At 59.5% G+C, this 24168-nt stretch carries 30 protein-coding genes and 3 pseudogenes; 5 read left to right on the plus strand and 28 right to left on the minus strand.

The features are described 5' to 3' along the window. Positions 1–36: 36 nt before the first annotated feature. From AB1495_RS15645 to AB1495_RS15725, 17 genes are all read right to left on the minus strand, one after another. Entirely contained in the window at positions 37–765 is a 729-nt protein-coding gene (locus tag AB1495_RS15645) for a cytochrome c biogenesis CcdA family protein (protein WP_005848477.1), read from the minus strand. Continuing rightward, a complete protein-coding gene (locus tag AB1495_RS15650) occupies positions 758–1237 on the minus strand; it encodes a hypothetical protein (protein ID WP_074637741.1) in 480 nt (159 codons plus the stop codon). The genes AB1495_RS15645 and AB1495_RS15650 overlap by 8 nt, the downstream gene beginning before the upstream one ends. Next, the gene (locus AB1495_RS15655) at positions 1234–1881 is read right to left on the minus strand and encodes a hypothetical protein (RefSeq protein WP_244269072.1); all 648 of its coding nucleotides are present in this window, start codon (positions 1879–1881) and stop codon (positions 1234–1236) included. Before AB1495_RS15655 ends, AB1495_RS15650 begins: the two co-directional genes overlap by 4 nt. After that, positions 1878–2525, minus strand: a complete 648-nt coding sequence (locus AB1495_RS15660; RefSeq protein WP_005848473.1) for an SCO family protein — start codon at positions 2523–2525, stop codon at positions 1878–1880. The genes AB1495_RS15655 and AB1495_RS15660 overlap by 4 nt, the downstream gene beginning before the upstream one ends. A 54-nt stretch (positions 2526–2579) precedes the next feature. Next, complete coding sequence (locus AB1495_RS15665; protein WP_074637740.1) at positions 2580–2861, minus strand: hypothetical protein; 282 nt, start codon at positions 2859–2861, stop codon at positions 2580–2582. Between the two features lie 22 nt (positions 2862–2883). Next, positions 2884–3102 (minus strand): hypothetical protein, encoded by a 219-nt coding sequence (locus AB1495_RS15670; RefSeq protein WP_039911275.1) that lies wholly within the window; start codon positions 3100–3102, stop codon positions 2884–2886. A 53-nt stretch (positions 3103–3155) separates the two neighbouring features. Further along, the gene (locus AB1495_RS15675; protein ID WP_074637736.1) at positions 3156–3671 is read right to left on the minus strand and encodes a TlpA disulfide reductase family protein; all 516 of its coding nucleotides are present in this window, start codon (positions 3669–3671) and stop codon (positions 3156–3158) included. Next, entirely contained in the window at positions 3668–4246 is a 579-nt protein-coding gene (locus tag AB1495_RS15680) for a DsbE family thiol:disulfide interchange protein (protein WP_074637734.1), read from the minus strand. The genes AB1495_RS15675 and AB1495_RS15680 overlap by 4 nt, the downstream gene beginning before the upstream one ends. Beyond that, positions 4243–4719 carry a cytochrome c gene (locus AB1495_RS15685; RefSeq protein ID WP_005848463.1) on the minus strand — a complete coding sequence of 159 codons (477 nt, stop codon included), beginning with the start codon at positions 4717–4719 and terminating at the stop codon, positions 4243–4245. The genes AB1495_RS15680 and AB1495_RS15685 overlap by 4 nt, the downstream gene beginning before the upstream one ends. Continuing rightward, positions 4716–4847 carry a hypothetical protein gene (locus AB1495_RS15690; protein ID WP_005848461.1) on the minus strand — a complete coding sequence of 44 codons (132 nt, stop codon included), beginning with the start codon at positions 4845–4847 and terminating at the stop codon, positions 4716–4718. The genes AB1495_RS15685 and AB1495_RS15690 overlap by 4 nt, the downstream gene beginning before the upstream one ends. Positions 4848–4854: 7 nt before the next feature. Further along, complete coding sequence (locus AB1495_RS15695; protein WP_074637732.1) at positions 4855–5349, minus strand: DUF411 domain-containing protein; 495 nt, start codon at positions 5347–5349, stop codon at positions 4855–4857. After that, positions 5346–6293, minus strand: coding sequence for an exo-alpha-sialidase (locus AB1495_RS15700; protein WP_244269071.1), 948 nt, complete (start codon positions 6291–6293; stop codon positions 5346–5348). Before AB1495_RS15700 ends, AB1495_RS15695 begins: the two co-directional genes overlap by 4 nt. Positions 6294–6391: 98 nt before the next feature. Beyond that, positions 6392–6829, minus strand: coding sequence for a hypothetical protein (locus tag AB1495_RS15705; protein ID WP_244269069.1), 438 nt, complete (start codon positions 6827–6829; stop codon positions 6392–6394). A 23-nt stretch (positions 6830–6852) separates the two neighbouring features. Then, the gene (locus tag AB1495_RS15710) at positions 6853–7821 is read right to left on the minus strand and encodes a cation diffusion facilitator family transporter (RefSeq protein WP_074637730.1); all 969 of its coding nucleotides are present in this window, start codon (positions 7819–7821) and stop codon (positions 6853–6855) included. 86 nt (positions 7822–7907) lie between these two features. Then, positions 7908–8342 (minus strand): CBS domain-containing protein, encoded by a 435-nt coding sequence (locus tag AB1495_RS15715; protein ID WP_074637729.1) that lies wholly within the window; start codon positions 8340–8342, stop codon positions 7908–7910. A gap of 95 nt (positions 8343–8437) precedes the next feature. After that, positions 8438–8902 (minus strand): DUF411 domain-containing protein, encoded by a 465-nt coding sequence (locus AB1495_RS15720; protein ID WP_074637727.1) that lies wholly within the window; start codon positions 8900–8902, stop codon positions 8438–8440. A 19-nt stretch (positions 8903–8921) separates the two neighbouring features. Beyond that, entirely contained in the window at positions 8922–11138 is a 2217-nt protein-coding gene (locus AB1495_RS15725) for a heavy metal translocating P-type ATPase (RefSeq protein WP_139283874.1), read from the minus strand. Between the two features lie 303 nt (positions 11139–11441). Between AB1495_RS15725 and AB1495_RS15730 the strand changes: the two genes are divergently transcribed. Together AB1495_RS15730 and AB1495_RS15735 are read left to right on the plus strand one after the other, a co-directional pair. After that, entirely contained in the window at positions 11442–11867 is a 426-nt protein-coding gene (locus AB1495_RS15730) for a helix-turn-helix domain-containing protein (protein WP_074637724.1), read from the plus strand. Next, complete coding sequence (locus tag AB1495_RS15735; RefSeq protein WP_074637723.1) at positions 11867–12190, plus strand: YnfA family protein; 324 nt, start codon at positions 11867–11869, stop codon at positions 12188–12190. The genes AB1495_RS15730 and AB1495_RS15735 overlap by 1 nt, the downstream gene beginning before the upstream one ends. A 38-nt stretch (positions 12191–12228) precedes the next feature. Here the strand turns inward: AB1495_RS15735 and AB1495_RS15740 are convergent, their stop codons facing one another. The 3 genes from AB1495_RS15740 to AB1495_RS15750 are packed head-to-tail and all read right to left on the minus strand — an operon-like array spanning position 12229 to position 14045. Continuing rightward, positions 12229–12885 (minus strand): transmembrane anchor protein, encoded by a 657-nt coding sequence (locus tag AB1495_RS15740; RefSeq protein ID WP_074637721.1) that lies wholly within the window; start codon positions 12883–12885, stop codon positions 12229–12231. A gap of 17 nt (positions 12886–12902) precedes the next feature. After that, the gene (locus AB1495_RS15745) at positions 12903–13631 is read right to left on the minus strand and encodes a HupE/UreJ family protein (RefSeq protein ID WP_074637719.1); all 729 of its coding nucleotides are present in this window, start codon (positions 13629–13631) and stop codon (positions 12903–12905) included. A 57-nt stretch (positions 13632–13688) separates the two neighbouring features. Further along, positions 13689–14045, minus strand: a complete 357-nt coding sequence (locus AB1495_RS15750; protein WP_074637717.1) for a hypothetical protein — start codon at positions 14043–14045, stop codon at positions 13689–13691. Between the two features lie 81 nt (positions 14046–14126). Between AB1495_RS15750 and AB1495_RS15755 the strand changes: the two genes are divergently transcribed. Beyond that, complete coding sequence (locus AB1495_RS15755; RefSeq protein ID WP_074637716.1) at positions 14127–14387, plus strand: metal-sensing transcriptional repressor; 261 nt, start codon at positions 14127–14129, stop codon at positions 14385–14387. Between the two features lie 7 nt (positions 14388–14394). Then, the gene (locus tag AB1495_RS15760; protein ID WP_074637714.1) at positions 14395–15624 is read left to right on the plus strand and encodes an MFS transporter; all 1230 of its coding nucleotides are present in this window, start codon (positions 14395–14397) and stop codon (positions 15622–15624) included. Positions 15625–15666: 42 nt separating this feature from the next. Here the strand turns inward: AB1495_RS15760 and AB1495_RS15765 are convergent. The 3 genes and pseudogenes from AB1495_RS15765 to AB1495_RS15775 form a co-directional block, all read right to left on the minus strand. After that, a pseudogene (locus tag AB1495_RS15765) lies at positions 15667–16521 on the minus strand (sterol desaturase family protein). Between the two features lie 171 nt (positions 16522–16692). Next, positions 16693–17830: pseudogene (locus AB1495_RS15770) on the minus strand (IS3 family transposase); the annotation flags it as partial. 36 nt (positions 17831–17866) lie between these two features. Continuing rightward, positions 17867–19090: an IS256 family transposase gene (locus AB1495_RS15775; RefSeq protein ID WP_197145911.1), complete on the minus strand. Its 1224-nt coding sequence runs from the start codon at positions 19088–19090 to the stop codon at positions 17867–17869. A 40-nt stretch (positions 19091–19130) separates the two neighbouring features. Between AB1495_RS15775 and AB1495_RS15780 the strand changes: the two are divergent. Further along, a pseudogene (locus AB1495_RS15780) lies at positions 19131–20225 on the plus strand (transposase); the annotation flags it as partial. Between the two features lie 238 nt (positions 20226–20463). On the opposite strand, the gene AB1495_RS15785 reads toward AB1495_RS15780, so the two are convergent. From AB1495_RS15785 to AB1495_RS15805, 5 genes are all read right to left on the minus strand, one after another. Continuing rightward, positions 20464–21810, minus strand: a complete 1347-nt coding sequence (locus tag AB1495_RS15785) for an NAD(P)/FAD-dependent oxidoreductase (RefSeq protein WP_074637448.1) — start codon at positions 21808–21810, stop codon at positions 20464–20466. A 207-nt stretch (positions 21811–22017) separates the two neighbouring features. Beyond that, a complete protein-coding gene (locus AB1495_RS15790; protein ID WP_244269048.1) occupies positions 22018–22218 on the minus strand; it encodes a hypothetical protein in 201 nt (66 codons plus the stop codon). A 4-nt stretch (positions 22219–22222) separates the two neighbouring features. Beyond that, positions 22223–23638 (minus strand): mercury(II) reductase, encoded by a 1416-nt coding sequence (gene merA, locus AB1495_RS15795; protein WP_074637450.1) that lies wholly within the window; start codon positions 23636–23638, stop codon positions 22223–22225. Beyond that, entirely contained in the window at positions 23635–23871 is a 237-nt protein-coding gene (gene merF / locus AB1495_RS15800) for a mercury resistance system transport protein MerF (RefSeq protein ID WP_074637451.1), read from the minus strand. The genes merA and merF overlap by 4 nt, the downstream gene beginning before the upstream one ends. Beyond that, entirely contained in the window at positions 23868–24164 is a 297-nt protein-coding gene (locus AB1495_RS15805; protein ID WP_074637453.1) for a heavy-metal-associated domain-containing protein, read from the minus strand. Before AB1495_RS15805 ends, merF begins: the two co-directional genes overlap by 4 nt. Positions 24165–24168 lie beyond the last annotated feature (4 nt).

Below are 24168 nucleotides of genomic sequence, written 5' to 3' on the forward strand. Positions count from 1 at the left end.
AACCAACCTCCTCCGCTGGAAGGTTCCGACATAGTTTCACCCGATTGCTCCCAGGATTGGGAATGTTTCCAATAGCCACCAAGAAAAGGCGCTAAGCTGACCCGTCATCATCCCGATCCCCATCAGGACCATGACCGCGCCCGCCACTTGATGCAGACGCCGCCCGACCGCACCAATCGTCCGCAAGCGCGTTGCAACCTGATCGGTAAAAGCGGCCACGATCAAAAACGGCACGCCAAGACCTGCCGAATAGATCCCTAACAGCCAGACGCCTTCTGATATCGTGGCGCTTGCTGCACTGGCTGTCAGGATCGCACCAAGGATCGGTCCAATACAGGGGGTCCAACCAAAGCCGAAGGCAAGGCCCAGGACATAGGCCGCCACCGGCTGCCCGCCGGGAAGGTCGAGGTTAAACCGCAGGTCACGCTCCATTGTTTGAACGCGCGCGGCCCCCAGCATGAACAACCCAAACAGGATCACGACCGCGCCCCCGATCAGGTTCAGCTCGAACCGCCAGCGCAAGAGCGCCTGCCCCAATGCTGTGGCCGATGCACCGAGCGCCATGAAGATCGTTGAGAACCCCAACACAAAGCAGAAGCTCAGCCAAACCGCTTGGCTCCGACTACGCTCCGCGCCCGCGGCGCCAGTGCGCCCGGCAATATAAGAGACGTAGCCCGGCACCAGTGGCAAGACACAGGGCGAGACAAAGGAGATCGTTCCGGCCAGTAAAGCGGCAATCACCCCGAGGGAGGAGACATCAAGCACCCGGCGCCTCCTTCCCCTTTGATAAGCGCCTGAGCGCACCGAAGTAAGCTGCGAAAGGCACGACGAGCCATTGCAACATCGGTGTCAGTCCTGCGTCGATGAACGGGATGACTGGCATGATCTCGCGGTAGGCCCAAGCCTCACGGACCTCGATATTGAGCCATTCGCTAAAAATCGTGTATCCAAACCCGATCGCTATCATCGCGGTGAATACGGGATAGACCCGCGCCCGTGGCCATGCGCCTGTGCTAAAGATGAACAACGCAAGCAGAAGGCTGCTCATGGCGATTAGCAGGTCGCCTCCGGTGCAATGGACCACGGCAAAGATGATATCGCCCCATGTCCCCTCAACCCAGATTGTATAGAGCGGAATATGGGCAACCTCCCAAAAAAGGTGCCCCAGCAGCGTTAGCAAGGCAAAACGGCGCAGGGTGGTGAGCCAATGTGGCCTGACCAGACTTTGGCTTGTCATTGAAACCACCCCGTTATGCGTTGCCAAAAACCGGGTTCGGCATGGGGCCGCTGGTGCGTCAGCCCGTTGATGTAAAGAACGAGGTTTATCGGCTCAAAGTCTGACCCGTGGAATATGCCAACCTGCGCACCCTCACGGTTGAGCAAATGCACCATCGGGGCTCCATCTTTCCGGGCGCTCACAGAGGCGAAGGCATTCACCGTGTCACCAAGGCGATCAACGTCGGAAAGTTGCGCAGCTGTCCAGTTCTGCTCGGCCGGGACCGCAGGTGCCGTATCGCGCAGGGTGACAAAGATGACCATTTCGCGCATGGCACTGGCATTGAGCGCGGCAAGCGTTTTGCTGAGTTGGTCCTGCTGCGCGTCACAGGGGCTGCCGCAAGCATCAGGAGCAAAACTAAGCACCGTGATCTTGCCCCTCATTGCGTCCAGAGAGCCCGTGTCGCCATCTGGTGCCGTCCATTTCACCTCTGGCACCTCTCGCGCCGCAATGGGTTCAAACGCGGCCTCCTTGCCCACCATCGCTTGGTTCAGGTTCTCCCCTGGGTGGTCCCCAAAGGCAGGCGTTACGGTGAACAGCATCGCGGCGCAAATGCGCGCAGCCCGCAACCCGAAGCGGGGTGGTAACAGTAAATTCTGTGTCAATGGTTTCTCTTCTCTTTCGCGATGCGCATAGAAATTTGTTCAGCCATTTCTTCGACCGGCTGCGCGCTTTCGAGAAATACAGCATCAAACCGACCGTCAGGGGCCATCAGGTAAATGTGACCCGCATGGGCCATCATGTAGCCGTCCGGCGCGGTCTCGTTCGAGAGTTTCTCATGGTAGACCTTGAAGGCATCCGCTGCCGCGGAAACCTGCGCTGTGCTGCCCGTCAACCCGGTCAATTGCGGATGGAAATTTGCAACATAGTCCTTGAGAACCTCAGGTGTGTCGCGCTCTGGGTCCACGGTCACAAACAGCGGGGCGACCTGATTTGCTTCAGATCCAAGCTTGTCCAGCACGCTACCCATATAGGCCAGAGTGGTTGGGCAGATGTCCGGGCAATTGGTAAAGCCGAAGAATACAAGCTGCCAACGACCTTTATAATCGTCTTGGGTGACGGCCTGCTCGTCGTGATCGATTAACGCGAATTCGGAACGAATATCTGCGTCGCCGCGATAGACGGCCTGATGCGAGGGGATATGGCCGGGGCGCATAACCGCAAAACCTGCAACGACAACAACAGCTGCGATTGCTGTGGTCCAAAGAATTATGCGAAGCCGACGATGGGTCGTGGTGATCTTGGTCATAGTATGTCTTTCACTGGTGGTTCGCCCGCCTCCTGGACGGGCGAACCAAGGGCGTCAGCCTTTTTGATCTTCGGTATGGGGCGTTTCCATATGCTCTTTCATGGACTGCATCATCTCGTTGCAGGTCTCCATCATCGGCCCCATCTCGGCCATCATTTTCATCATGGGCATCATCCCTTCCATGCCCTTCATGTCAGCCATGTCGCCTTTCATATGCTCGCCATCGGCCATCGGCATATCCCCGGTCTCGGGTTTAGCCTCCTGCGCCTGAGCGATAGTGGCGACAAGCAGCAAACCTGTCAGGGCTGCGGTGGTAAGTTTCACTGTGTAGGTCATGTTAGTTCCTTTCGATTGAGGTTTAGTCTGTCGAGGTGTCCGGTTTTGCCACCGGATCGTTTTTGGCGCAGCCAGAGCCGCCGCGCATGCACAGCCCTAGGGCGCACATGGCGGCACAAGGGGCGAGACTGAGGAGCAAGGGCGCGGCCCCCACGGCGGTCAACCACTCCCAATTCAGCGCTGCACCTCCACCGATGGCGGCAAAGCCGGTCAGCATGAGGATCTGGCGCCGCGAAGGCATGGTGATCGCGAATGAGGGCCGGTTCGCTTTTACAAAATGGGTCATAGTTGGGTTCATCCTTTTGTAATGACGCGTTGGATTTGAGAAATTGCTGCCCGGCTGTCCCACGCAGCGGGGCCAATCTTGCGGGCAACCTCGCGGCCTTGGGGGTTAACCAGCAGTGTTGTGGGCAGGCCGACAACGCCAAAGGCCATCATCCCCCGCAACTGGTTTGCCAGATAAAGGTCGAGATGCGTGATGCCGATCTCCGTATAGAACGCGCGCACAGCGTCGAACCCGCCCTTGTCGATTGAGAGTGCAAGAACGTGAAACTCCGGGCCACCCAATCGTTCCTGAAGCCGGTCAAGGGTTGGCATCTCATGGCGGCAGGGAGCGCACCATGTCGCCCAGATGTTGAGCAAAAGCGTCCGGCCACGAAACTCGGCCAAAGTCAGGCTCCGCCCGGCCCCATCCGTGATGGGCGGCGACAGCATAGGTAAAGGCTTTTGATGCTCTACCATCAGGGTCCGCGCCGCGACAGGCGTGGACCCAAGCGCCAGTGCGCCGCCCAGAAAAACGCGCCGCTTCACGCCCCCTGCTCCTGTTGCAGACGACGCACCACTGGAAGAATGTCGTTCTCCAGAGACTGCCGGTCAAATGGACCGACATGTTTGTAAGCGATGCTCCCTTCGGCATCGATAACAAAGGTTTCCGGCACGCCATAGACGCCCCAGTCGATTGAGGTCCGGCCAGAACTATCGGCACCGATCCGGTCATAGGGGTCGCCAAGCTCAGCCAAGAATCTTCGGGCGGCAGCGGGCTTGTCCTTGAGGTTGATACCGTGGATCAGCACGGTTTTCGTTTGGGCCAGTTCCACCAGCAGCGGCATCTCAACCCGGCATGGCACGCACCAAGAAGCCCAGACGTTCACCAGTGAAACTTCGCCGTGCAGATCTGCCGCAGACAAGCCGTTTTCGCGTCCGTCAATGGGGGGCAGATCAAACTCCGGGATGTCCCGGCCGAGCATTGTGCTGGGAAGGCTGTCTTCATTGTTGAACAGCCCCCACAGGAAGGCCGCTGCGATTGCTACGAAGACCGTCACAGGAAGTGCGGCGATTAGCACAAACCATCGCGGCTTGCGGACATTTCGCTCAATACCGCTCATGATCCCTCCTCGCTTCTGGAGGTAATCTCGGCTTGATAGTCGCGTTCCCGCTCGGGCCAAGTGCTCTTGATATAGCCGAGGATCGCCGTAATTTCGTCATCGCTTAAAATGCCATCAAACACCGGCATGTCGCTTTCATAACCGGGCACAACCGAGGCCAGCCCGTTCTTGGTAATGTCGAAAAGCTGCTGATCCGCGTGGTGCCATGTATGACCCGTTTCATCATGCGGCGGTGCGGGCATGCGGCCATTGTCGAGCCGCCTGCGCCAGTCAGGTTGGCCCTCGAGGTCTGTGCCGTGGCAGGAGGCGCAGGTCTCCTCATAGAGTCCCGCGCCAAGCTCAATCATCTCTGCGTCCACCGGCACGCCGAACACGGCGAGCGCCGGAGGGCTGTCCTCCTTCCCCCCGGCCCAGACAGCGACCGCCGCCGCGCCCGCGACACCGATAGCGGCGGTCAGACCCAACCGGTTCATGCGGGCCGCCGCAGGTATTTGATCAAGGCCAGCACACCCAGCACCAGCACCGCTAGCACCAAGAGGAAGAGCAGGCCACAGACGATAATCATTCCGACCGACATCGGCCCGTTCATCATGCCCATCATTCTATCCTCATTCATTTGAATACACGGCCACGCCGTCCTCACCGAAGGCGTAGGTCTTGAGCGTGCCGCTCTTGCCTGCCATGCCGGGCGCGTTCTGGGGCATACCGGGCAGCGTGATGCCGGTGACCTCGGGGCGCTCGGATGTCAGACGCTGGATAATCTCAACAGGCACCAAACCGCTGACGTAGTAGCCATCGACCTCGGCAAGGTGGCACCCCAGCCCCTGTTCTGGCACGCCGACCTCGACCGAGCGTTTGTCGAAATTCCGGTCGTCAATACGGGTGACGTGATAGCCATTCTCTTCGGCATAATCGGCGTAAGCATCGCAGCAGCCGCAGGACGGATCGCGCCAGATGGTCATTTGGCGATCTGCGGGGACGGTGCTTGCCGCAGTGTCGGCGGGCGTCGTCTTGTCGCTTTCAGCCATGCCGAAGGTGGCAAAGCCGATGATACCGGCGGCGGCTACGGCCGCGGCCGCGCCGAAGGTGTATTTCCTGTTCATGTCTGATCTCCTTGAGGGATGTTGAGAGGTTCAAAGGTCATGCCGCCATCGCGGCTGACGGAAAGAATGCCGTCGCGAACGGCGGCAAGATGCTGAGGGTCGACAGGATCGACAGCCAGCGCGTCGATCTTTCCCGCCGCTGCGCGCGTCCAATTCACTCCAGCATCTGTCGACGTCCAAAGGCCGCTTTCCAGCCCGGCATAGAGCCGTTCAGACGCTTTGGGCGACAGCGCGAGATGGCGGACAGACTGTCCCTCAGGCAAGGGTTCGGCAGACGGCGGTGTCTTGCCCGCAGCCAGCGCATCCATCGCGTCGCCCGGTGTCACATCCTGCCAGCGGCAAAAGCAATCAGGCACGCGGGTCAGCCCGGCGTCGGTTCCGGCATAGAGCCAGATGCCGCCCATGCCGGTCGGATTGCCAACCGATGCGAGCGTCAGCACTTCGCGTTCAGCCCCGTTGAGGTAGGGCCGATCCATGACGAACTCCCAGCTTTCACCCGCATCTATGCTGCGCCAAAGCCCGTCCTCTGCAAGAGCGGCGTAGAGCATGTCTGGCTCGAGCGCACTATGGGTCAGTGCCGTGACGCGGGTCGCGGGCAGGCCCGCGCCGGCGTCGGCCCATGTGCTGCCCCCATCGCGACTGCGCATGAGCCCGACAGGATCGATTGCCGCGAACATCGTGCCAGGAGTCTCGGGATGGCTTGCGATTGCGGCAATTGAGCGCTCCACCGGCGAAGGCTTGGCTTCTTGCGAAGATGACAGGTGCCATAGCCTGCGCTTTGAGGCCGCGACAAGCACGGCGCCGTCGAAACCCAAGGCTTGGATCGGCACCCCTTTTGATAGCGCGAAAGAGGGATCAGGTAGGATCAGCGTGGCACCAACTGCGGCAAGTCCGCCGGTCAGCACACGCCTGCGCGACATCGCGCGAGTGGATTGAATAGGCATGAGGGTCGTTCCCGAAAGTGACAGGTAGGGTCGAGCGCGCCGCTGCCCGTTGGCAGCAAGCGTCGCGAAACCGGGCCGTCACCCTTGGGTGCGGCCGGTCAACTCAGGGAGATGGTTCGCGGTGGGAAAGGATCAGACCCGGGATCGACCCCGGTGAGGTCAAGATCGCCCGGCACCGGCACAAAGAAGCCCTGGACGCTTTCGGGTTGGGACTGAAGCATCTGCGAGGTCACAAAGACGGGTGCTGTGCAATCAATGTCGCACACCGCTTCGCCTTGATTTTCCTGCAAACAAGCGGTGCAGCCACCGTCCTCTTCCATTATTGCGGATGAGGTCACACCTGACATCTGCATCGACATGTTCGCCGCCGCCAAATCATGCGCCAAGATGCCCGTTAAAAGCACGAGCGAGAGGCAGAATGTGGCAAGGCGAAGCAGGATGCGCATGGAAGAGATATAGGGACCCGATGTGTTGCTGTCGATCCCCTCACCAGAAAGTGAGGGTGCGCAAAACGCCGCACGCTCATAGATCAGCAAGACGCAGCGCATGGCAAGCGACCTCAGCGGTCGTGCGACGCCCGATCACTGAGTTCTCCCTCTTCGCCAGCGCCCGTCGCACCGCCTTCATGCCCGAACAGCGCGGCATGCTTATGGGAATTCCCAGAAGTTTCAAATTCAAGACTCGAGTGGCCAATGCCGAATTCGTCTGCGAGACTTTTCTTGACCGCCTGCTTTACAACCTCCAAGTCCGTCCAATCTCGTCCGCTCAACACCACATGACAATCAAGCGCCACTTCATGCTCTTGCATCTGCCAGAGATGGACGTGATGCACATCGCGGACGCCCTCGACATCGGTCATCGCCTTAACCACTGCGCCAGCATCCATGTCGGGCGGGCTGCCCAGCATCAGCATGCGGATCGGGCTCCCGATTTCGGTAAGTGCGAGGTAAAGGATGTAAAGCGCGATACCGATGGTGATCGCGGGATCGACCCACCGAAGGTCATATAGAATGATCAGTGTGCCACCAATGATTACCGCTACCGAAGCCAGCGCATCCGACAGGTTGTGCAAGAACAAGGCCCTGATGTTAACGCTGCCCTTTTGCATCGAATAGGTCAGCAGCGCCGTCAGCGTATCGACCATGAGCGCGACACCACCCAGAATGACTACCGTCCACCCTGCCACCTGAGGTGGATCAATCATGCGCATCCCGCCTTCGTAGATCAAATATACTCCAACGAGAATAAGCGTGGTGTAGTTAATCAGCGCCGCGACGATTTCGATCCGGCCATAGCCAAATGTCATCCGAGCATCTGCCGGGCGCCGCGCGATCTTACGTGCAACGAAGGCGATGACAAGCGACGCCATATCGGAAAAATTATGCAGCGCGTCCGCAATAAGCGCGAGCGACCCCGCAAGAATACCGCCAATGATTTGCGCCACGGTCAGTAGGGCATTCGCCCAGATGGCCAATGATACTTTGCGGTCGCCGCTCTCGGGGTCAATATGAGCATGATCATGTGCCATCAGCCTTTCCCTTTAATGCAATGTGTATCAAAACGCGGGGCGCCCCGCGTTTTGATGTCTTGCCCCGCAAGCAAAGCAAAGCCTGGTTAGCAGCAGCCCGATGTTTTTTCGTCACGGGAGATTTTCTGCACCAGTTTTGCTGTTTCTTTGCCGCTGGCTTCCCGTGCCACATCGGCCTGTGCGACGATGCCGCAGCATTTACCAGCCGCATCAGTGACTACTGCACGCCTTACCTGCTTCTCTTCCATCTTGGTGCAGCACTCCTCGACATCATCGTCGGGCGCGGTAGTCAGCACGTCTTTTGACATGACGTCAGACGCGCGCGTATCGGGGCCTTTTCCCTGCGCAACCGCACCGCAGCAAATGTCGCGATCCGTAACAACGGCAAACGGCGCGCCGGCGTCGTTCACCACCGGAATGGAGCCGACCGAATTGTCATCCATCAGCTTCGCGGCCTCCTGAACCGAGGCGTCGGGGCCGCAGCAGGTCGGGTTGCTCGTCATGATTTCCTGAACTTGCATGATCTTACTCCCTGATTGGGTAACAGGGTGAAAACCCGAGAGCCGACATGCATGTTCCTGTGAACACGACACTCAGCAATTCTCAGCGCAGGGTCCTATGCAGCGTCATAGCTTGAGAACACCTCGCTGCTGCCATCACGGGCAATCAGATAGACGTCATAGGCGTCGCGCTCACTCTCCGGCCCCATCCCCGGCGAGCCATAGGGCATCCCCGGCACGGCAAGACCGATGGCATCTGGGCGCTCGGCCAGCAGGTTGCGGATGTCGGCAGGTGGGACGTGACCTTCGATCATATAGCCATCGATCTTTCCGGTGTGACAAGAGGCCATTTCCTGCGGGATGCCGTTGTCTTGCTTGTATTTGATCAAGAGCGTTCCCATGCTGCGTTCGGTGGTGACGGCAAAACCTTCGTTCTCCAGAATCTCGATCCACGCCGAACAGCAGCCACAGTTCGGGTCTTTCATCACGTGGATCGCAGGCTTTTGTTCGGCCCATGCCGCAAATGGTGCGGCGGCAAAGCTTGCGGAACAGGCCAGCAGGCTACGTCGTGTGAGAAACATGAGAAGTCCTTTCAAAGGTTCAAGCGGTCGTTTGGGCGGTCGCATGGGTTGTAGGGCGGCGGCCGAGGATGGCCAACCGCTCGGCGGTGGAGGGGCGGAAATACAGCAGCCGCAGGGCGTTGAGCGTGACCAGAACGGTCGCCCCGGTATCCGCCAAGATCGCGATCCAAAGACCGGTAATGCCGAGCACTGTGGTGACAAGGAACACGACCTTTAGCCCGAGCGCTATGGCGATATTCTGCCGAATATTGCCCATCGCGGCGCGGGCGAGACGGATCTGGCCGGGCACGTCTGTCACCCGGTCACGCAAGATCGCGGCATCGGCGGTCTCGAGCGCCACATCGGTGCCGGAGCCCATTGCGACACCCACGTGCGCTGCGGCCAATGCAGGGGCGTCATTGATGCCGTCGCCGATCATCATGACCTTCGCCTCAGCCGTGAGGTTTTGAATGGCCGCGACCTTATCTTCGGGCATCAACTCAGCACGGTGGTCTATACCCAGCCCTTCAGCGATGGCCGCTGCTGTGCGTTGGTTGTCCCCAGTGAGCATCACCGACGAAATTCCCAAGGCGTTCAATTGCGCCACCGCCTCTGCGGCATCGGCACGCGGTTCATCGCGCAGCGCGATGAGACCGTGGGCCAAGTCATCGCGCAACACGATTACCACGGTTTTACCCTGTGCTTCGAGCGTTTCCACTTGGGCGCGCAATGTGTCTGACAGCGCCCCGCGCTCTGCCGCCAAACGGGGCGAACCGACGCAGATGGTCGCCCCGGCGATCAACGCCTCGGCCCCTTTGCCGGGCAAGGCGCGGGACTGTGTCGCGGCAGCGGCCTCAATTTCACGCGCATTAGCTGCGCCGCAAATTGCCTGGCCAAGTGGGTGGCTTGCGCCGTTCTCGACACCGGCGGCAAGGGACAATAGATCGTCTTCATTTCCTACAAGCACCTGCACGTCGGTTACCCGCGGCTTGCCTTGGGTCAGCGTCCCGGTCTTGTCAAAGGCGATCTGGGTGATCTGCGCCGCAGCTTCAATCACCGCGCCGCCCTTCATCAGCAACCCGTTGCGCGCCCCGGTGGACAGGGCCGAGGTGATCGACGCAGGCACCGAGATCACCAGCGCACAGGGGCAACCGATCAGCAGCAAAGCCAGCGCTCGATAGACCCATTCGCCCCAAGCGCCTCCGAAAACGAGCGGCGGCACTACGGCCACCAAAGCGGCCATGCCAACTAAAGCGGGCATGTAGACGCGGCTGAACCGATCAATGAAACGCTCGGTCGGCGCTCGGGCACTTTCGGCCTCTTCCACCAGCCGCACGATGCGGGCGATGGTATTGTCCGCAGCGGCTTTGGCAACCCGCACGCGCAACATGGCTTCGGTGTTGATCGACCCGGCAAAGACATCCGATCCCGGCTCTTTGAGCCGAGGCACGCTCTCGCCTGTTACGGGGCTTTCGTCGACGCCCGAAGTGCCGCTGACCACTTCGCCGTCACATGGCACTCGATCACCGGGGCGCACCTGCACAATCTGCCCGACACGGAGTGTCTCAGCCGCCACCTCCCGCGTTTTGCGGCCGACCTCAAGCCGCGCCGACTTCGGCACCAAGTTTGTCAGAGCCCGAATGCTATTGCGCGCCTTGCCGGCGGAGACACCCTCCAACAATTCGCCTACGGCAAAAAGAAAGACTACCAACGCGGCTTCCTCCGACTCTCCGATCACCAACGCACCACTCGCGGCGATCGTCATCAGCATTTCGATGGTAAACGGCATGCCCACCCTCGCCATGGCAACCGCGCGACGGGCGACAGGGATCAGCCCGATCAGCGTAGCGATAACAAATCCCCAGTGGGATACCTGAGCCGGCAGGTAAAGCCATGATGCCCATGCTGCTGCAAGCAAAGCTCCGCTGCCGAGGACCAAGCGGCCTTTCGCGGTTTGATACCAAGCGGCGCTGGATGCCTCTTCGGGCGTAGTGTCCTGAGGCAGTGCCGCTGCCGCGCCGATGATCGCATCGTCCGGCAGGATGAAACCGCCCTTCGGCCTCTCTGCCTTTGCCCCCTTCGGAGAGATGCCAAAACCGATGCCGCGCACGGCTTTCTCGATCTGCTCGGGCGATGTTTCGCCCTCATGCAGCGTCACTCGCAGCCGCTCGGACATCAGCGTGACATCAACATTCGCAACCCCCGGCAAGCGCTCGACCGCGCCGCGAACCTTGGCCGCGCAGGCGCCACAGTCCATTCCCGAGACCCGCCATTCCCGTGGTGCTTCGCTGCTTTCCACCATTTCTGATTCCAATCTGATCCATAATCAGCTGCGGAGATACGACCTACAGGAACTGTAGCTTCAAGCGTTTTTAGGAACTTTTTTCTCATGATCGACCTCCATTGCGATAAGTCGAAACTGGACTCGTGGCGGGACATGGTAAAACGAGTTGTAGAACTTTCAGCTTTTGGACTCACCCCGTTCAAAGACGTTCCGACTGCTGGCTTGCGTGAAACCCTGGAAAAATCTACACACACTGTAGAGTTGAAAGGACCAGATATGCTTGCCATCGGCACACTCGCAAAACGCACCGGCACCAAAGTGCAGACGATCCGGTATTACGAACAGATAGGTCTGATGCCCGAGCCCGGCCGGACCGAAGGCGGCCAGCGGCGTTACGGCGATGCGGAACTGGACCGTCTCTCTTTCATCCGTCATTCCCGCCAGCTCGGCTTTTCGCTCGAGGCAATTCGGGAGTTGTTGGACCTCTCTGACACGCCAGACCGGTCCTGCGCTGAGGTCGATGCGATCGCCCAAAAGCAACTTCGCGACGTCGAGGCGCGGCTGGTGCGGCTCGAAGCCCTCCGCGTTGAATTGCAGCGCATGATCGGGGCGTGCAATGCGGATCGGGTGGCTGATTGTCGCATTCTTGAGGTGCTGCGCGACCATGAAGAATGCCTTGCCGATCACGGGACCACCGCCTGATGCCCGCTGCCCTGCTCTATCCGCTTGCGGCATTGGCTGAGATCGTCGGGTGTTTCGCGGTCTGGGCGTGGTGGCGCGGCGCTTCGCCGCTATGGCTGGTGCCGGGGCTGCTCAGCTTGGCGCTGTTTGCGGGGTTGTTGGCCTTGGTCGAAGCCGGGTTCGCCGGGCGCGCTTTTGCGGCCTATGGCGGCATTTATATCGCGGCTTCGCTGGCGTGGATGTGGGCTGTAGAAGGGCAGCGGCCTGATCTTTGGGATGCGGCCGGGGCGGGTCTTTGTATTCTTGGCGCAGCGGTGATTATTCTCGCGCCCCGCGCCGGATAGGCTGCCGACCCTCCTCAAAGGGCCGGCAGCCACGCGGTTTAGCTGGCGTCTTTGAATTCGTCGTATTCGCCGCGCACCTGAACGGTCACAGTCACCTCAGTCTTGTCACGGTTGCGCCAGAACCAACCGTGCTGGCCTGCGAAACCGGCGGTGATTTCGCCCTCTTCGCCTGTCGAGCCGCGGCCCTTTTCATAGGTCTCGGATTGGCCCGAGCCATGACCGTGCAGGTCAAAGTTCACGCGCCCCCCGTCGACCAACATGACATATTCCGCGGTCTGGCCTTCTTCCATCACCAACTTCCACTCGGCAGACTCGCCGGGGGCGAGTGTAAAGGTGATCTCATCGCGCCATTCTTGCACGGGTTCAGACGGCACTTCTTCTGCATGGGCGGCCCCGACGAAGACGCTGAAGATGTCGTTCATCAGGCTTGACTGCTCTTGGGGCACAAGCGCGCCCTGCTCTTCCAGCGCTTTGATGCGGTCCGCGTCGGCCTCTGCGGCAAGCTGGCTTTTGATCTCGCCCATTTCGGCCAGACCGAGCACGCCGCCGATCCCCGTAGGGTCGATGTCGTATTCCGCGGGCAGCACAACGGTCACGAGGATCACTGCGGCACTGGCCGCAGCAATGGCAGTGGAGCGGATGAGTTGCGCGGAGGTTGGCAATTCGTTGAGGCTTGGTTTTTCTGCGTTGAACATGTGGTTTTCCTAATTGGTTAAGCGGCTACGAAATAGCCGGTGATTTGAAGGCCCATGAGGATGAACCCCATGGCCATCATGATGACGTTTGCGGTGTAGGCTTGGCGGAAGAAGTTGGGTGATTTTCGCCAAAAGCCCATGACGATAAGGATGACGGCAAGCGCCATCAGTTGGCCCATCTCAACGCCCACGTTGAACGCCAGAAGGTTAGCCAATAGGCCGTCCGGGGCGATCTCGTAGTCGAGAAGCTTGGTGGCCAGACCGGTGCCGTGGAAGAAGCCAAAGATCAGCGTGGCGACCTTGGTATTGGGCTGCACGCCGAACCAGCGTTGATAAGCGCCAAGGTTGTCGAGCGCCTTATAGACGACCGACAGACCGATGATGGCATCAACGATATAGGCGTTGATGCCCCAGCCGAACCAGACACCCGCCAGCATCGTCGTCGAATGCCCCACAGCAAAGATGCTGACATAGATGCCGACGTCTTTCATCTTGTAGAGAAAGAAGACGACGCTAAACAAAAACAGGATGTGGTCGTAACCCGTCACCATGTGTTTGGCACCGAGATACATGAAGGGAATGATGTTCACCCCCCAGATTTCCTGAATATAGCCCGCATCCCCGGGCGTGACGTTATGCGCCATGGCATAGCTTGCGCTCTGAATGAGCAAGGTAACTGTGACAAGGGACAGGATCGCGATCCGGCGTGCGCCAAAATCGGTCCAGCCCCGTGGGACTGTGTTCATAGGTTGAACTCCGCGTATGTGATTTGTGAGGAATGGGAGCGCCAGTGGCGCGGCCAGTCACACGCGCGGCGGTCGTTCGATCAGGTAGACCCTTGAGGAATTTGCAGAAGCGACACTCAGCCGCCAAGCGGCCCTGTAGACCTCAACAGGTTGCGCGGCCAAGGCGCGGCCAAACACGACGGCTTGGCTATGATCATGGTCCGCACGGTCGTGGCTGTGCCCGTGCATGGCCCAAGCAAGGTCTTCTTCTAACCCGTGAGAGTGCCCGTGATCCGCGATCATCTGTTCATGTTCTTGAAGAACATCCAACACCGCAGGAACATGGGAAGAGGTCGGCACCACGGACCAGACGAGCACGGCCATACAGAGGAGCATCGCAAAAGCGGCTTGCCCAGTTGTCCGTAGAAAAGTCATCTGTCCTGTCTGCCCTCTCGTCAATTACGCGGCGCTTTTCGCCGTCTTGCTCTATCCCCCCCAGGGGGATAGAGTCTTAGTATGTCAGATACCCATATTCATGCAAGTCATCCCGCCCTCATTGCCCGGCTGAAACGTGCCGATGGGCATCTGCGTGCGGTGATCGCGATGTTGGAAGCAGGCAAGCCTTGCGTTGATGTGGCCCAGCAGTTGCAAGCCGTCGAGAAGGCCGTGACCAACGCCAAACGCGTGTTGATCCATGACCACATCGACCATTGCCTTGAGGTCGATGGCTCCGAGAGTGACCGTGCGGAACTCAAAGCTATCACCCGTTACCTCTGAGGGCATCATGCTGGCTGTTCTATCGGACCGCACCTACAGACATCTGTTCTTTGCCCAAGTTGTCGCGTTACTTGGCACTGGATTGGCAACGATGGCGCTTGGCCTATTGGCCTATGATCTGGCCGGGGATCGGGCTGCCATGGTGCTTGGCACCGTCTTCACGATCAAAATGGTGGCCTATGTCGGCATCGCGCCAATTGCCGGCGCCTTTGCCGAGCGTCTGCCGCGCCGTGCTCTATTGGTCACGTTGGACTTGGTGCGGGCTGCGGTGGCCTTGGCCCTCCCCTTCGTAACCGAGGTTTGGCAGATCTATATCCTGATCTTCTTCCTGCAATCGGCCTCAGCCGCCTTCACGCCGACCTTTCAGGCAACCATCCCTGACGTGCTACCGGATGAGGCGCGCTATACCAGGGCTCTGTCCTTGTCCCGCTTGGCCTATGATCTGGAAAACATCATCTCGCCCGCGCTGGCCGCTGTGCTGCTGGCGGTGATGAGCTATAACACCCTGTTTCTTGGGACGGTCGCGGGTTTTGGGGCCTCGGCGCTGCTGGTGTTGACGGTCATTCTGCCCGTTCCCAAGGCGACAGTCGCGCGCGGGATTTATGATCGCACCACGCGGGGGCTTCGGATCTACCTCGCAACGCCCCGGTTGCGCGGACTGCTGGGGCTGAACCTCGCTGTGTCGTCTGCGGGCGCGATGGTTCTGGTAAACTCGGTAGTGTTGGTGCGGGGGCAACTGGGGCTTGATGATATAGCACTGGCTTGGTCGATGTTTGCCTTCGGGGCTGGCAGCATGATCGCGGCGCTGGCTCTGCCCAGAGTGCTGGACAAACTCCCGGATAGACCCGTCATGTTGACAGGGGCTTGGCTGATGATGCTGGCTCTGTTTGGGATCGCAGCGGGCATCATAGGTTTCGGCTTATCTTGGCCTCTCCTGCTGACGATTTGGATGCTTATCGGTCTGGGCAATTCTGCGGTTTTGACACCCTCGGGCCGTCTCTTGCGCCGATCAGCCCAGCCAGAAGACCGGCCTGCTGTATTTGCAGCGCAATTCGCGTTGTCTCATGCCTGCTGGCTGGTCACTTATCCTTTGGCAGGTTGGACCATGACCGCATTCGGAACGGCTCCGGCGTTTATACTGCTGGGGGGTTTGGCTGCGTTCGGGATCGTAGCAGCTTTGCGCTTTTGGCCCGCTGACGAGTCGGACAACGTGGGTGTGTCTCGCACGCAGTTCTGAATATGACGGGCCCGCGCCAGGCCCATTCCGGATGAACTCTGATCAATCGACAGGCTCTTTCGTCGTGACCTTCGGGTCGAGTGCGCCGCCCGAGGCTGGGCCGCGAACCGGCTGGATCAGCATGCGATCAAGCCAGAGGTCCCGGCGCTTGCGGAACTGCTCAATCCCGATCTCCATCCCCTCATGCCCTTTGGCTGGCTGCGCAACATACGTCCCCAAAAGGTGGTCCCACCACGGCAGGTTAAAGCCGTAATTCGAGTTGGTCTCACGTGGATCGACGGAATGGTGAACACGGTGCATGTCAGGGGTCACCACAAAAAGGCGTAGTATCCGATCCACCGGGCGCGGCAGGTGGATATTGGCGTGGTTGAACATCGCGGTCGCGTTCAAGACCACCTCGAACAGCAGCACTGCCACGGCGGGCGGGCCGATGGCGGCGACCACCGCGAGCTTGATGCCCATCGAGATGAGAATTTCAACCGGGTGGAACCGCAACCCTGTTGTCGCATCGAACTCGAGGTCGGCGTGATGCATGCGGTGCAGCCGCCAGAGGCCGGGGACCGCGTGGAACATCACGTGCTGTAGGTAGATCGCCAGATCAAGCAGCAGCATTGAGGCGGTAATTGCCACCCAGACGGGCAAGTCAAAGTTATTAAAGAACCCCCAGCCCCGTTCTTCAGCCATGACGGCAAGGCCGACCGCTACGATCGGAAATGAGAGCCGCAAGATGATCGTGTCGACGGCCACCAGCGCGAGGTTGTTCGTTCAACGGATCACCCGCGGGATCTGCCGCCGACGCCGCGGCGCCGCGACTTCCCAGAGGGCCATAGCCACAAGCACACCCAGAAAGGCAGCAAGGCGGATCATGGGTTCGGCAGAGAGAAAGGTCTCAAACATCAAAAGAAGCTTTCCGGATTGTCTGGCACAGCAAAATAGCTATCATTCAAGCAATTGATTGAATGAAGTTATCGTTAGGAGACCCGCGATGTCTGAATTGTCAGTCGTCATATAAAATGGGACATCAGAGCGGCTTGAACATTGGAGGCTCTGGTTCGGTTGCGTGATTGATTATGCGGCTTGTTTTTGATGTTGCAAGCGGCGCTGTCGGATCGTCAGTTTCTTGATCTTCTCCCTTTCTCTCAGAATGGCTTTGTCCCGTCCAAAGTAGACGTCGGCGGGTGTGACGTTGTTCAGGCTCTCGTGGTAGCGCTGGTTGTTGTAGTAGTCGACGAAGGCCCCGATCTGTTGTTCGAGATCACCGGGCAGGTAGTAATTCTCCAGCAGAACACGGTTCTTCATGGTCTGGTGCCAGCGTTCGATTTTGCCCTGGGTTTGTGGGTGGAATGGCGCCCCGCGAACGTGGTCCATTTTCTGATCGGTCAGCCATTTGGCCAGATCGCCAGAGATATAGCAGGAGCCGTTGTCGCTGAGCAGACGGGGTTTGTGTCGGACCACGGCTTGGTCGCAGCCCGATGCCTGAAGCGCCAGCTCGATCGTGCTGGTCACATCCTCGGCCTGCATGTTCGTGCAGAGCTTCCAGGCGATGATGTAGCGGCTGTAGTCGTCGAGGATGGTGGACAGGTAATACCAGCCCCAGCCAATGATCTTGAAGTAGGTAAAGTCAGTCTGCCACATCTGGTTGATGGCGGTGGTCTTGTCCGTGAACTCATCCATTGCCCGGCAGGCGATTGCAAAGCAATCTGCCGAGAGGGGGCGGCCTTGATCACCACGTAGTCCGGCGCAGTAATCAGATCAGCGGCTTTCAGGATGCGGTAAACCGATGATTCAGAGACAAAATATCGCTTCTCATCGGTATATTTAACGGCCAGCTCGCGTGTGGTCAGTGCCTCATGCTCCAACGCAAACTCGATCAGATCGTCACGGCGGACATCAGGAATGCGGTTCCAGACCGACTTTGGACGTGGCGAACGATCTGCCAGGGTATCAAAGCCACCTTCGACATATCGGCCATATCCCGCTGACCGGCAGCACATGCGCAGCATGTGTGAGAGGTGTCCGTAAAATGTGGTGCGCGGGATGCCCAGCATATCAAGGGTCTTCTTGGTTGGCAGATGCGACCCTTCAACTGTGCGAATGATCTCCAACTTCTCGGTTGCTGGATACCTCATTCCTCGAACTCCCCAGCCCCTGTCATGCTTTTTTTGAGCAGACGGTTCTCAAGGGTTAGGTCAGCCACGCATTCCTTCGAGACTGTGCAGAATTTTGTGCGTGACGCGTTTTCTTACGCCATCGGGAAGCGGTCTTCGAACATGATGGCAAGCTGAGATCTGACAGCGTGCCATTCGCGGACCGAACGCTTCCACTCGGTCGATGTAGCATTGAGCGCCAGATAGATCAATTTCGCCGCAGCGTCGTCGCTTGGGAAATGACCTCGGGTTCTGACGGCACGGCGAATTTTCGAGTTCAAGGCCTCAATGGAATTCGTGGTGTAGATCAGCCTGCGGACCTCGGGCGGGTAATCGAGGAACGGGATGACCTCGTTCCAGGCCCGGCGCCAGCTCGGCGCGATCGCCGGATACTGCCTTGCCAGATCGCTGTCCTCGAACTCAGCCAGAGCCAGTTCTGCCGCCTCGACGTCCACGGCCGTGTAGATCGCCTTGAGGGCGGCGGCGACGGCCTTGCGGTCCTTGTAGCTGGCGAAGTTCATGGAATGGCGCAGCAGATGGACGATGCAGGTCTGGATCCGAGTCTGGGGGAATGCGGCCTCAATGGCCTGGGGAAAGCCCTTCAGCCCGTCCACGACGGTGATGAGGATGTCCTGGACGCCCCTGTTGCGCAGGTCGCTGAGCACTTTGGCCCAGAACTTCGCGCCCTCATTGGCCTGAAACCACAGGCCCAGAACGTCCCGCGTGCCATCCGGCAGCACCGCGAGGGCCACGAAGACCGCCTTGTTCGAGACCGCCCCGTCGCTGCGGATATTGACCCGGATCGCGTCCATGAAGACGATCGGATAGCAGGGATCCAGCGGGCGGTTCTGCCAGGCGGTGACCTCCTCCATGACCGCGTCGGTGATCGCGGAAATCAGGCTGGGCGAGGCCTCGACGCCGTAGATTTCCTCGATATGCCCCTGGATCTCTCGGGTCGTCATTCCCCGGGCATACATGCTGACAATCTTGCGGTCGAATTCAGGAAAGCGCCGCTGATACTTCGCGATCAGCATCGGATCGAAGGTGCCGTTCCGGTCGCGGGGAATGTCCAGAACCACCTTGCCGCTGTCCATGGTCACGGTCTTCTGGCTGCTGCCATTGCGCCGATTGGGCGGCTGGTTCTGGCCCTCAGACGCATCATCTGCGCGCTCTTCATCGAGATGGACATCCATCTCTGTGCTCAGCGCGCGTTCCGCCAGCGCCTTGGTCAGCTCCGCCAGGATGCCGTTCTTGCCAAACAGGTCACCGGGTGAACGCCCTTCCATCAGACGGTCTAGCAAGTCTTTGTCGATGCTCATACGTGGGTCTCCTCTGTGAGCAGTTACCACGTCAGCGCACAAAATTCAGGATAGTCCCCATTCGACGTTCTCCAAGAACCGGCACGGGCTCTTTCAGAAAAGCAAACTTCTGCGCCACCTGTTCGAGAAGACCGTTGCACGGTGTATCGCTGATGGCTTGGTGAGCGGGCAACGCCTTGCGGCAGGTGTCAGCCTGATTGAGGCTGATGCGAACAAACAGAACTCTACACCGAAGGAAGATTGGGACCGCAGTGCCATCGATCCAAAAGATGCGCCGCGTGCGGTGAAGGAATATCTCAACGTCTTGGATGACGCGGCTTTTGGTGCAGCATCCGAGGTTGAAGCCAAGTTTACGTCCCATTCTGATCCCGCCAGCCAGTGGACCGCAGCTCGGAAAGGCCCCGCGTTCTTCAGCTATTCTACCAATTATCTGATTGATACCGACCATAGCGTCATCGTGGACGTTGAGGGAACGCGGTCGATCCGGCAGGCAGAGGTCGGGTCAGTGCGCACCATGTTGGATCGCATCAAGGACCGGCACGACATTGATCCAGAAAGACTGATCGCAGACACTGCTTATGGATCAGGGCCAATGTTGGGATGGCTGGTTGATCGTAACATCAAACCCCACATTCCAGTGCTGGATAAAGCTGGATGGACTGACGGCACCTGGTCTCGCGCCGACTTTGAATGGGACCCTGAGAACAACCAATACATCTGCCCGGAAGGCCAGCCGCTCAAGCAATTCCGCCGCAACTACTCAGATCCAAACCGTGGTCCCACCGGCAAAGGCGTCGCCAAGTATCAGGCTTTGAAACACACCTGTCAGGCCTGCCCATCGAAGATGAAGTGCTGTCCGAAAGCCGATGCACGCAAGATCACCCGCGAAGAACACGAAGATGCCCGGCAGGCCGCCCGTGATATTGCCAAAACCAAACAGTATGCGATCTCGATGCGGTTGCGAAAGAAAGTCGAGATGCTCTTCGCGCACCTCAAACGCATCCTTGGCTTGGGGCGGCTCCGATTACGTGGTCCATGCGGCGCAAATGATGAATTCCTCCTCGCCGCAACCGTCCAAAACCTCCGGAAACTTGCTAAGATCTTTCCTGCGCCGCAGCAAACGCGCAAAGCCTGATAGGAAAGGCGCACGCGCCGGATCTGGAACAACTATTTCTGCGTTTGCAAACGTTAGTTTTTCCACAGAATCGGCGGAAAGCGGTCGTTCGCTGCGGGCGCAAGAGAGCCCCCCCGCGACATTAAGAGCAGACGCTCGCGCAATGCATCTGACATACTGGTTTATGACGTCCTTTTGGTCATGTTAGGGTGCCGCGTCGCATGCTCTCGAAGCGGGGGTTGGCAGCAACTCGGCGACCTTAGAGCATCGAACCGATGTCCGACGCCCCCGTTGGGTATGCCGCGGGCATCGTCTTGATCTGATCAACCGTGAGCCCCAGCTTGATTGCCAAAGAAAAGATATTGATGAGTTCCGCGTAGTCCGGACCGAACATATGCGCGCCCAAGATCTTGCCCTCTGAATTCGAGATGATCTTGGCACCTGCATGGGTCTCGCCCAGACGTTTCTGGGAGAACCAGCCGGAAGTATCTGTGAATGATACCTCTACATCGCCGGTCTCGCGCGCTTCTTCTTCCAGCATGCCGACCCGTGCGAGTTCGGGGATGGTGAACACCACGCTGGGCACGCCTGTGTAATCCGGCTCGGTCTGCTTGCCTTTCAGCATGTTCGAAGTGGCGATCTTGCCTTCGAAGACAGCCACCGGGGTTAGAGGCTTGCCCGGGGAGGCTGCGGCGTCACCGGCTGCGTAGACGCGGGGGTTGGAGGTGGATTGCAGCCAAGGGCTAACCTTCACACCGCCATGCTCGGTTTCGATTCCAGCAGCGCTTAGATTCAACTCATCGACGGCCGGCATGCGACCTGCGCCGTGAACCATGAGGTCGGCCTCTTTGACATGAGTATTACCGTCTTTGCCGTAGAAAATGCGCTGCGCTTTGCCTGCAGCTTCAATCTTTTCGGGGGTTGCTTCGGAAATGATTGCGATCCCCGCCGCGCGACTGCGCTCCAGCAGCATATCGACAAGATCAGGATCGAACAGCTTGAGCTGCCGTGCGCCGTGGTCAAGGATCGTGACCTCGGCGCCCGCTCGTGCGGCGATATGAGCAAATTCGAATGAGATGTAGCCGCCCCCCACGAAGATGATGCGCTTTGGCAGGTTCGACAGGTTTAAGAAATCAGTGCTGTCGATTAGGCGCTCGGCACCAGGAAAATCCAGCGGACGCGGTTTCGCGCCAGTGGCGATCAGCGCGTGACCGAATTTGATTTCGCCATGGCCATCGATTTCGATCCGATCCGCTGCGGTAAAGCGGGCTGACCCATGCAAGGTTTGCACACCGGCCTTCGTCAGCCCGTCCTCCATGTTCTCAGGCACCGGGTCGGTGAAGCTTTCCTTGTGCTGCATCAGCGCGGGCCAATCGATCCGCGTGTCACCGGCCACTCCCTTGCCGCTCAGCAGCCGCGCGGCGTCGACCGTCTCGGCCCCGGCGCGCAACATTTTCTTTGGATCACAGCCCCGCAGGGCACAGGTGCCGCCGTAGGGGAGCTCGTCCACAATGGCGACGGACCAGCCTGCACGCGCGGCCTTTTTCGCAGCGTTGACCCCGGCCATGCCGGCGCCGATGACGATCAGGTCAAGTGTTTCGGTCATGAGATTTCCTTAAAGTCGAGAGTTCGGAACGCGTCTGTCGCAGGCTCAACGATATCGCCCGAGCATTCGTTCACTATGCCACCAGATTCCAATCACGCCGAGACCGATCGAGAGCCCAAGCCAGCGCCAATCGTCGCCGCCCAACGGCAACACGCCTGCGCCATACGCCAGCACCGGTAGTGTCATCGCCAGCAGAAAAGGTCCTGTCTAGCGGCAATGCACAGGGCCACAGCGATGGGCATTGCGCAGACAGGCGATGCCCATCCAAGCCAGTGCGGCGACCCAGATTGCGGTTTTGGGACCATCGGCAAGCGGAACCGCCAGAAGCATCGCGCCGATGGGGAGCCACCAAGCAAGCAGGCTGTCGCGCCGGGTGCTCAGCCAATCGTGGTTTGAGCGGTCTGCCATGTCTTCACCCCGCGCAGCAGGACAGGGCGGCCACGTCCTTCTCGAAGGTCTGTGCTGCCAGTTTCAGCCCTTCGACCGTGGTTAGATAGGGCATGATCGTATCGCCAAGTTCCTCGTAAGTCAGCCCGGCTTTCAGCGCCATGGCCGCGGTTTGGATGCTATCGGCACCTTCTGGCGCGAGGATCTGTGCGCCGAGCAGCCGTTTGCTCCCGGCTTCGGACAACAGCTTGATCAACCCGCGCGTATCGCGGGCCGCCAGCGCACGCGGCACAGCGTCAAGTGGCAGAATGGAGGTCACGACCTCAAGGCCAGCGGCGCGGGCCTGCGCTTCACTAAGCCCGACACCGGCCACTTGCGGATCAGAAAAGACGACCCAAGGCATGGTCGCGTTGTCGTAGGTGCGTGTCTCATCCGCCACAGCATTCCGGGCGGCGATCTTGGCTCCATAGGCGGCCATATAGACGAACTGATCGCGGCCAGTAACATCACCTGCCGCCCAGATGTTAGGGTTGGTGGTGCGCATATGAGGGTTGGTCTCGATGCCTCCCCGCGCACCCACCGTGATCCCGGCAGCCGCGAGGTTCAGCCCGTCACTGTTTGGCACGCGGCCAGTTGCGAGCACGAGCCGTTCTGCTGTCAGCACTTGGTCATCCGAAAGGTTCAGTGCGATGGCGGCGCCTTGCTTTGAGATGCGATCATAGCCTTTTGCACGCACCAGTCGGATGCCCTCGTCCGCCAAATAGCCCTCAAGCGCCGCCGAAACCTCGGGCTCCGCTTCGGGCAGCACGCCACGACGGCTAACCAGCGTCACGTCGACACCGGCGCGCGCGAAAAGCTGCGCCAGTTCCACGCCGATATAGCCCGCGCCGAGAACCAACAAGGAGGATGGCAATGCGGTCAACTCCAGCGCTGATGTGCTGTCGAGCGTATCGACCTCCTCAATCCCCGGGATGGCAGGCACATGCGGGCGTGAGCCGGTGGCGATGATGAACTTTCCCGCCGGAAAGAGGCTGCCATCGACCGTCAACTTGCCTTCATCATCGAATGTCGCCCGGCCTTCAACGTAATCAACATTCTCATGCCGGGGCAGAGCATCCGCGTATTTCGCTTGGCGCAACTCTTCGACCAGCGCCTGTTTCTGCGCAACTGTAGCCGCCCAATCAGTCACGCGGGCCTCGGCCTCAATCCCATCGAACCGACCCGCCGCACGCGCGTGGTGCAGGCTCTCGACCGCGCGGATCAGGGCTTTGGATGGCACGCAGCCCACGTTAACGCAGGTGCCGCCGATGGTGCCTGCGCCAATCAGTGCCACGCGCGCACCAGCTTCGGCCGCGGTGATGGCAGCGGAGAAACCAGCGGAGCCGGCGCCGATCACGGCGAGATCATAGGGGCCGTTTTGGGGTGAACTGCTATCTTTCATGAGGGGTTCTCCGAATTACGGCGCTTCCAGAGCGCGTAAACTGTGATGCCGATAAAGACGGCGAGCGCGGGCAGCAGCACGTAGTCGAGCCAGCCCAGCAACGCCGACAGTCCGACCACGCCGAACAAAATGACCAGCACAGGCGTGAAGCAGCAGAGGGCAGCGATAACCGTGCCGATAAGACCAACCTTGAGCAGACGGCTCTGGTTGTCGGGTGTCTTTGCTTCCTTCACGATCCGCTCTCCGTGGCCAATGACGCGCCATAGCCTACGCCGGTCACGGCAGCGACGATGGCCTCCGGGTCGGTGAGCCCATTGTCATAGCGCAGGACATAAAGACCGTTTTCCGTATCGCCCTCGATGAACTCAAGGATTTCGACGCTTTCCACGCGCTTCATCGCGGTGGCGACGATGTAGCTGCACGAAGGGCAAGTGAGCCCCTCAACAGCGACGCGTGTGGTGGCCTCTGCGGCCATTGCTACGCTGGCTGAAAGGATGAGCGCAGCGGTGGAGATAAGAAGTTTCATGGGA

It is taken from the genome of Sulfitobacter pontiacus (assembly GCF_040790665.1).
GTDB lineage: Bacteria > Pseudomonadota > Alphaproteobacteria > Rhodobacterales > Rhodobacteraceae > Sulfitobacter > Sulfitobacter pontiacus.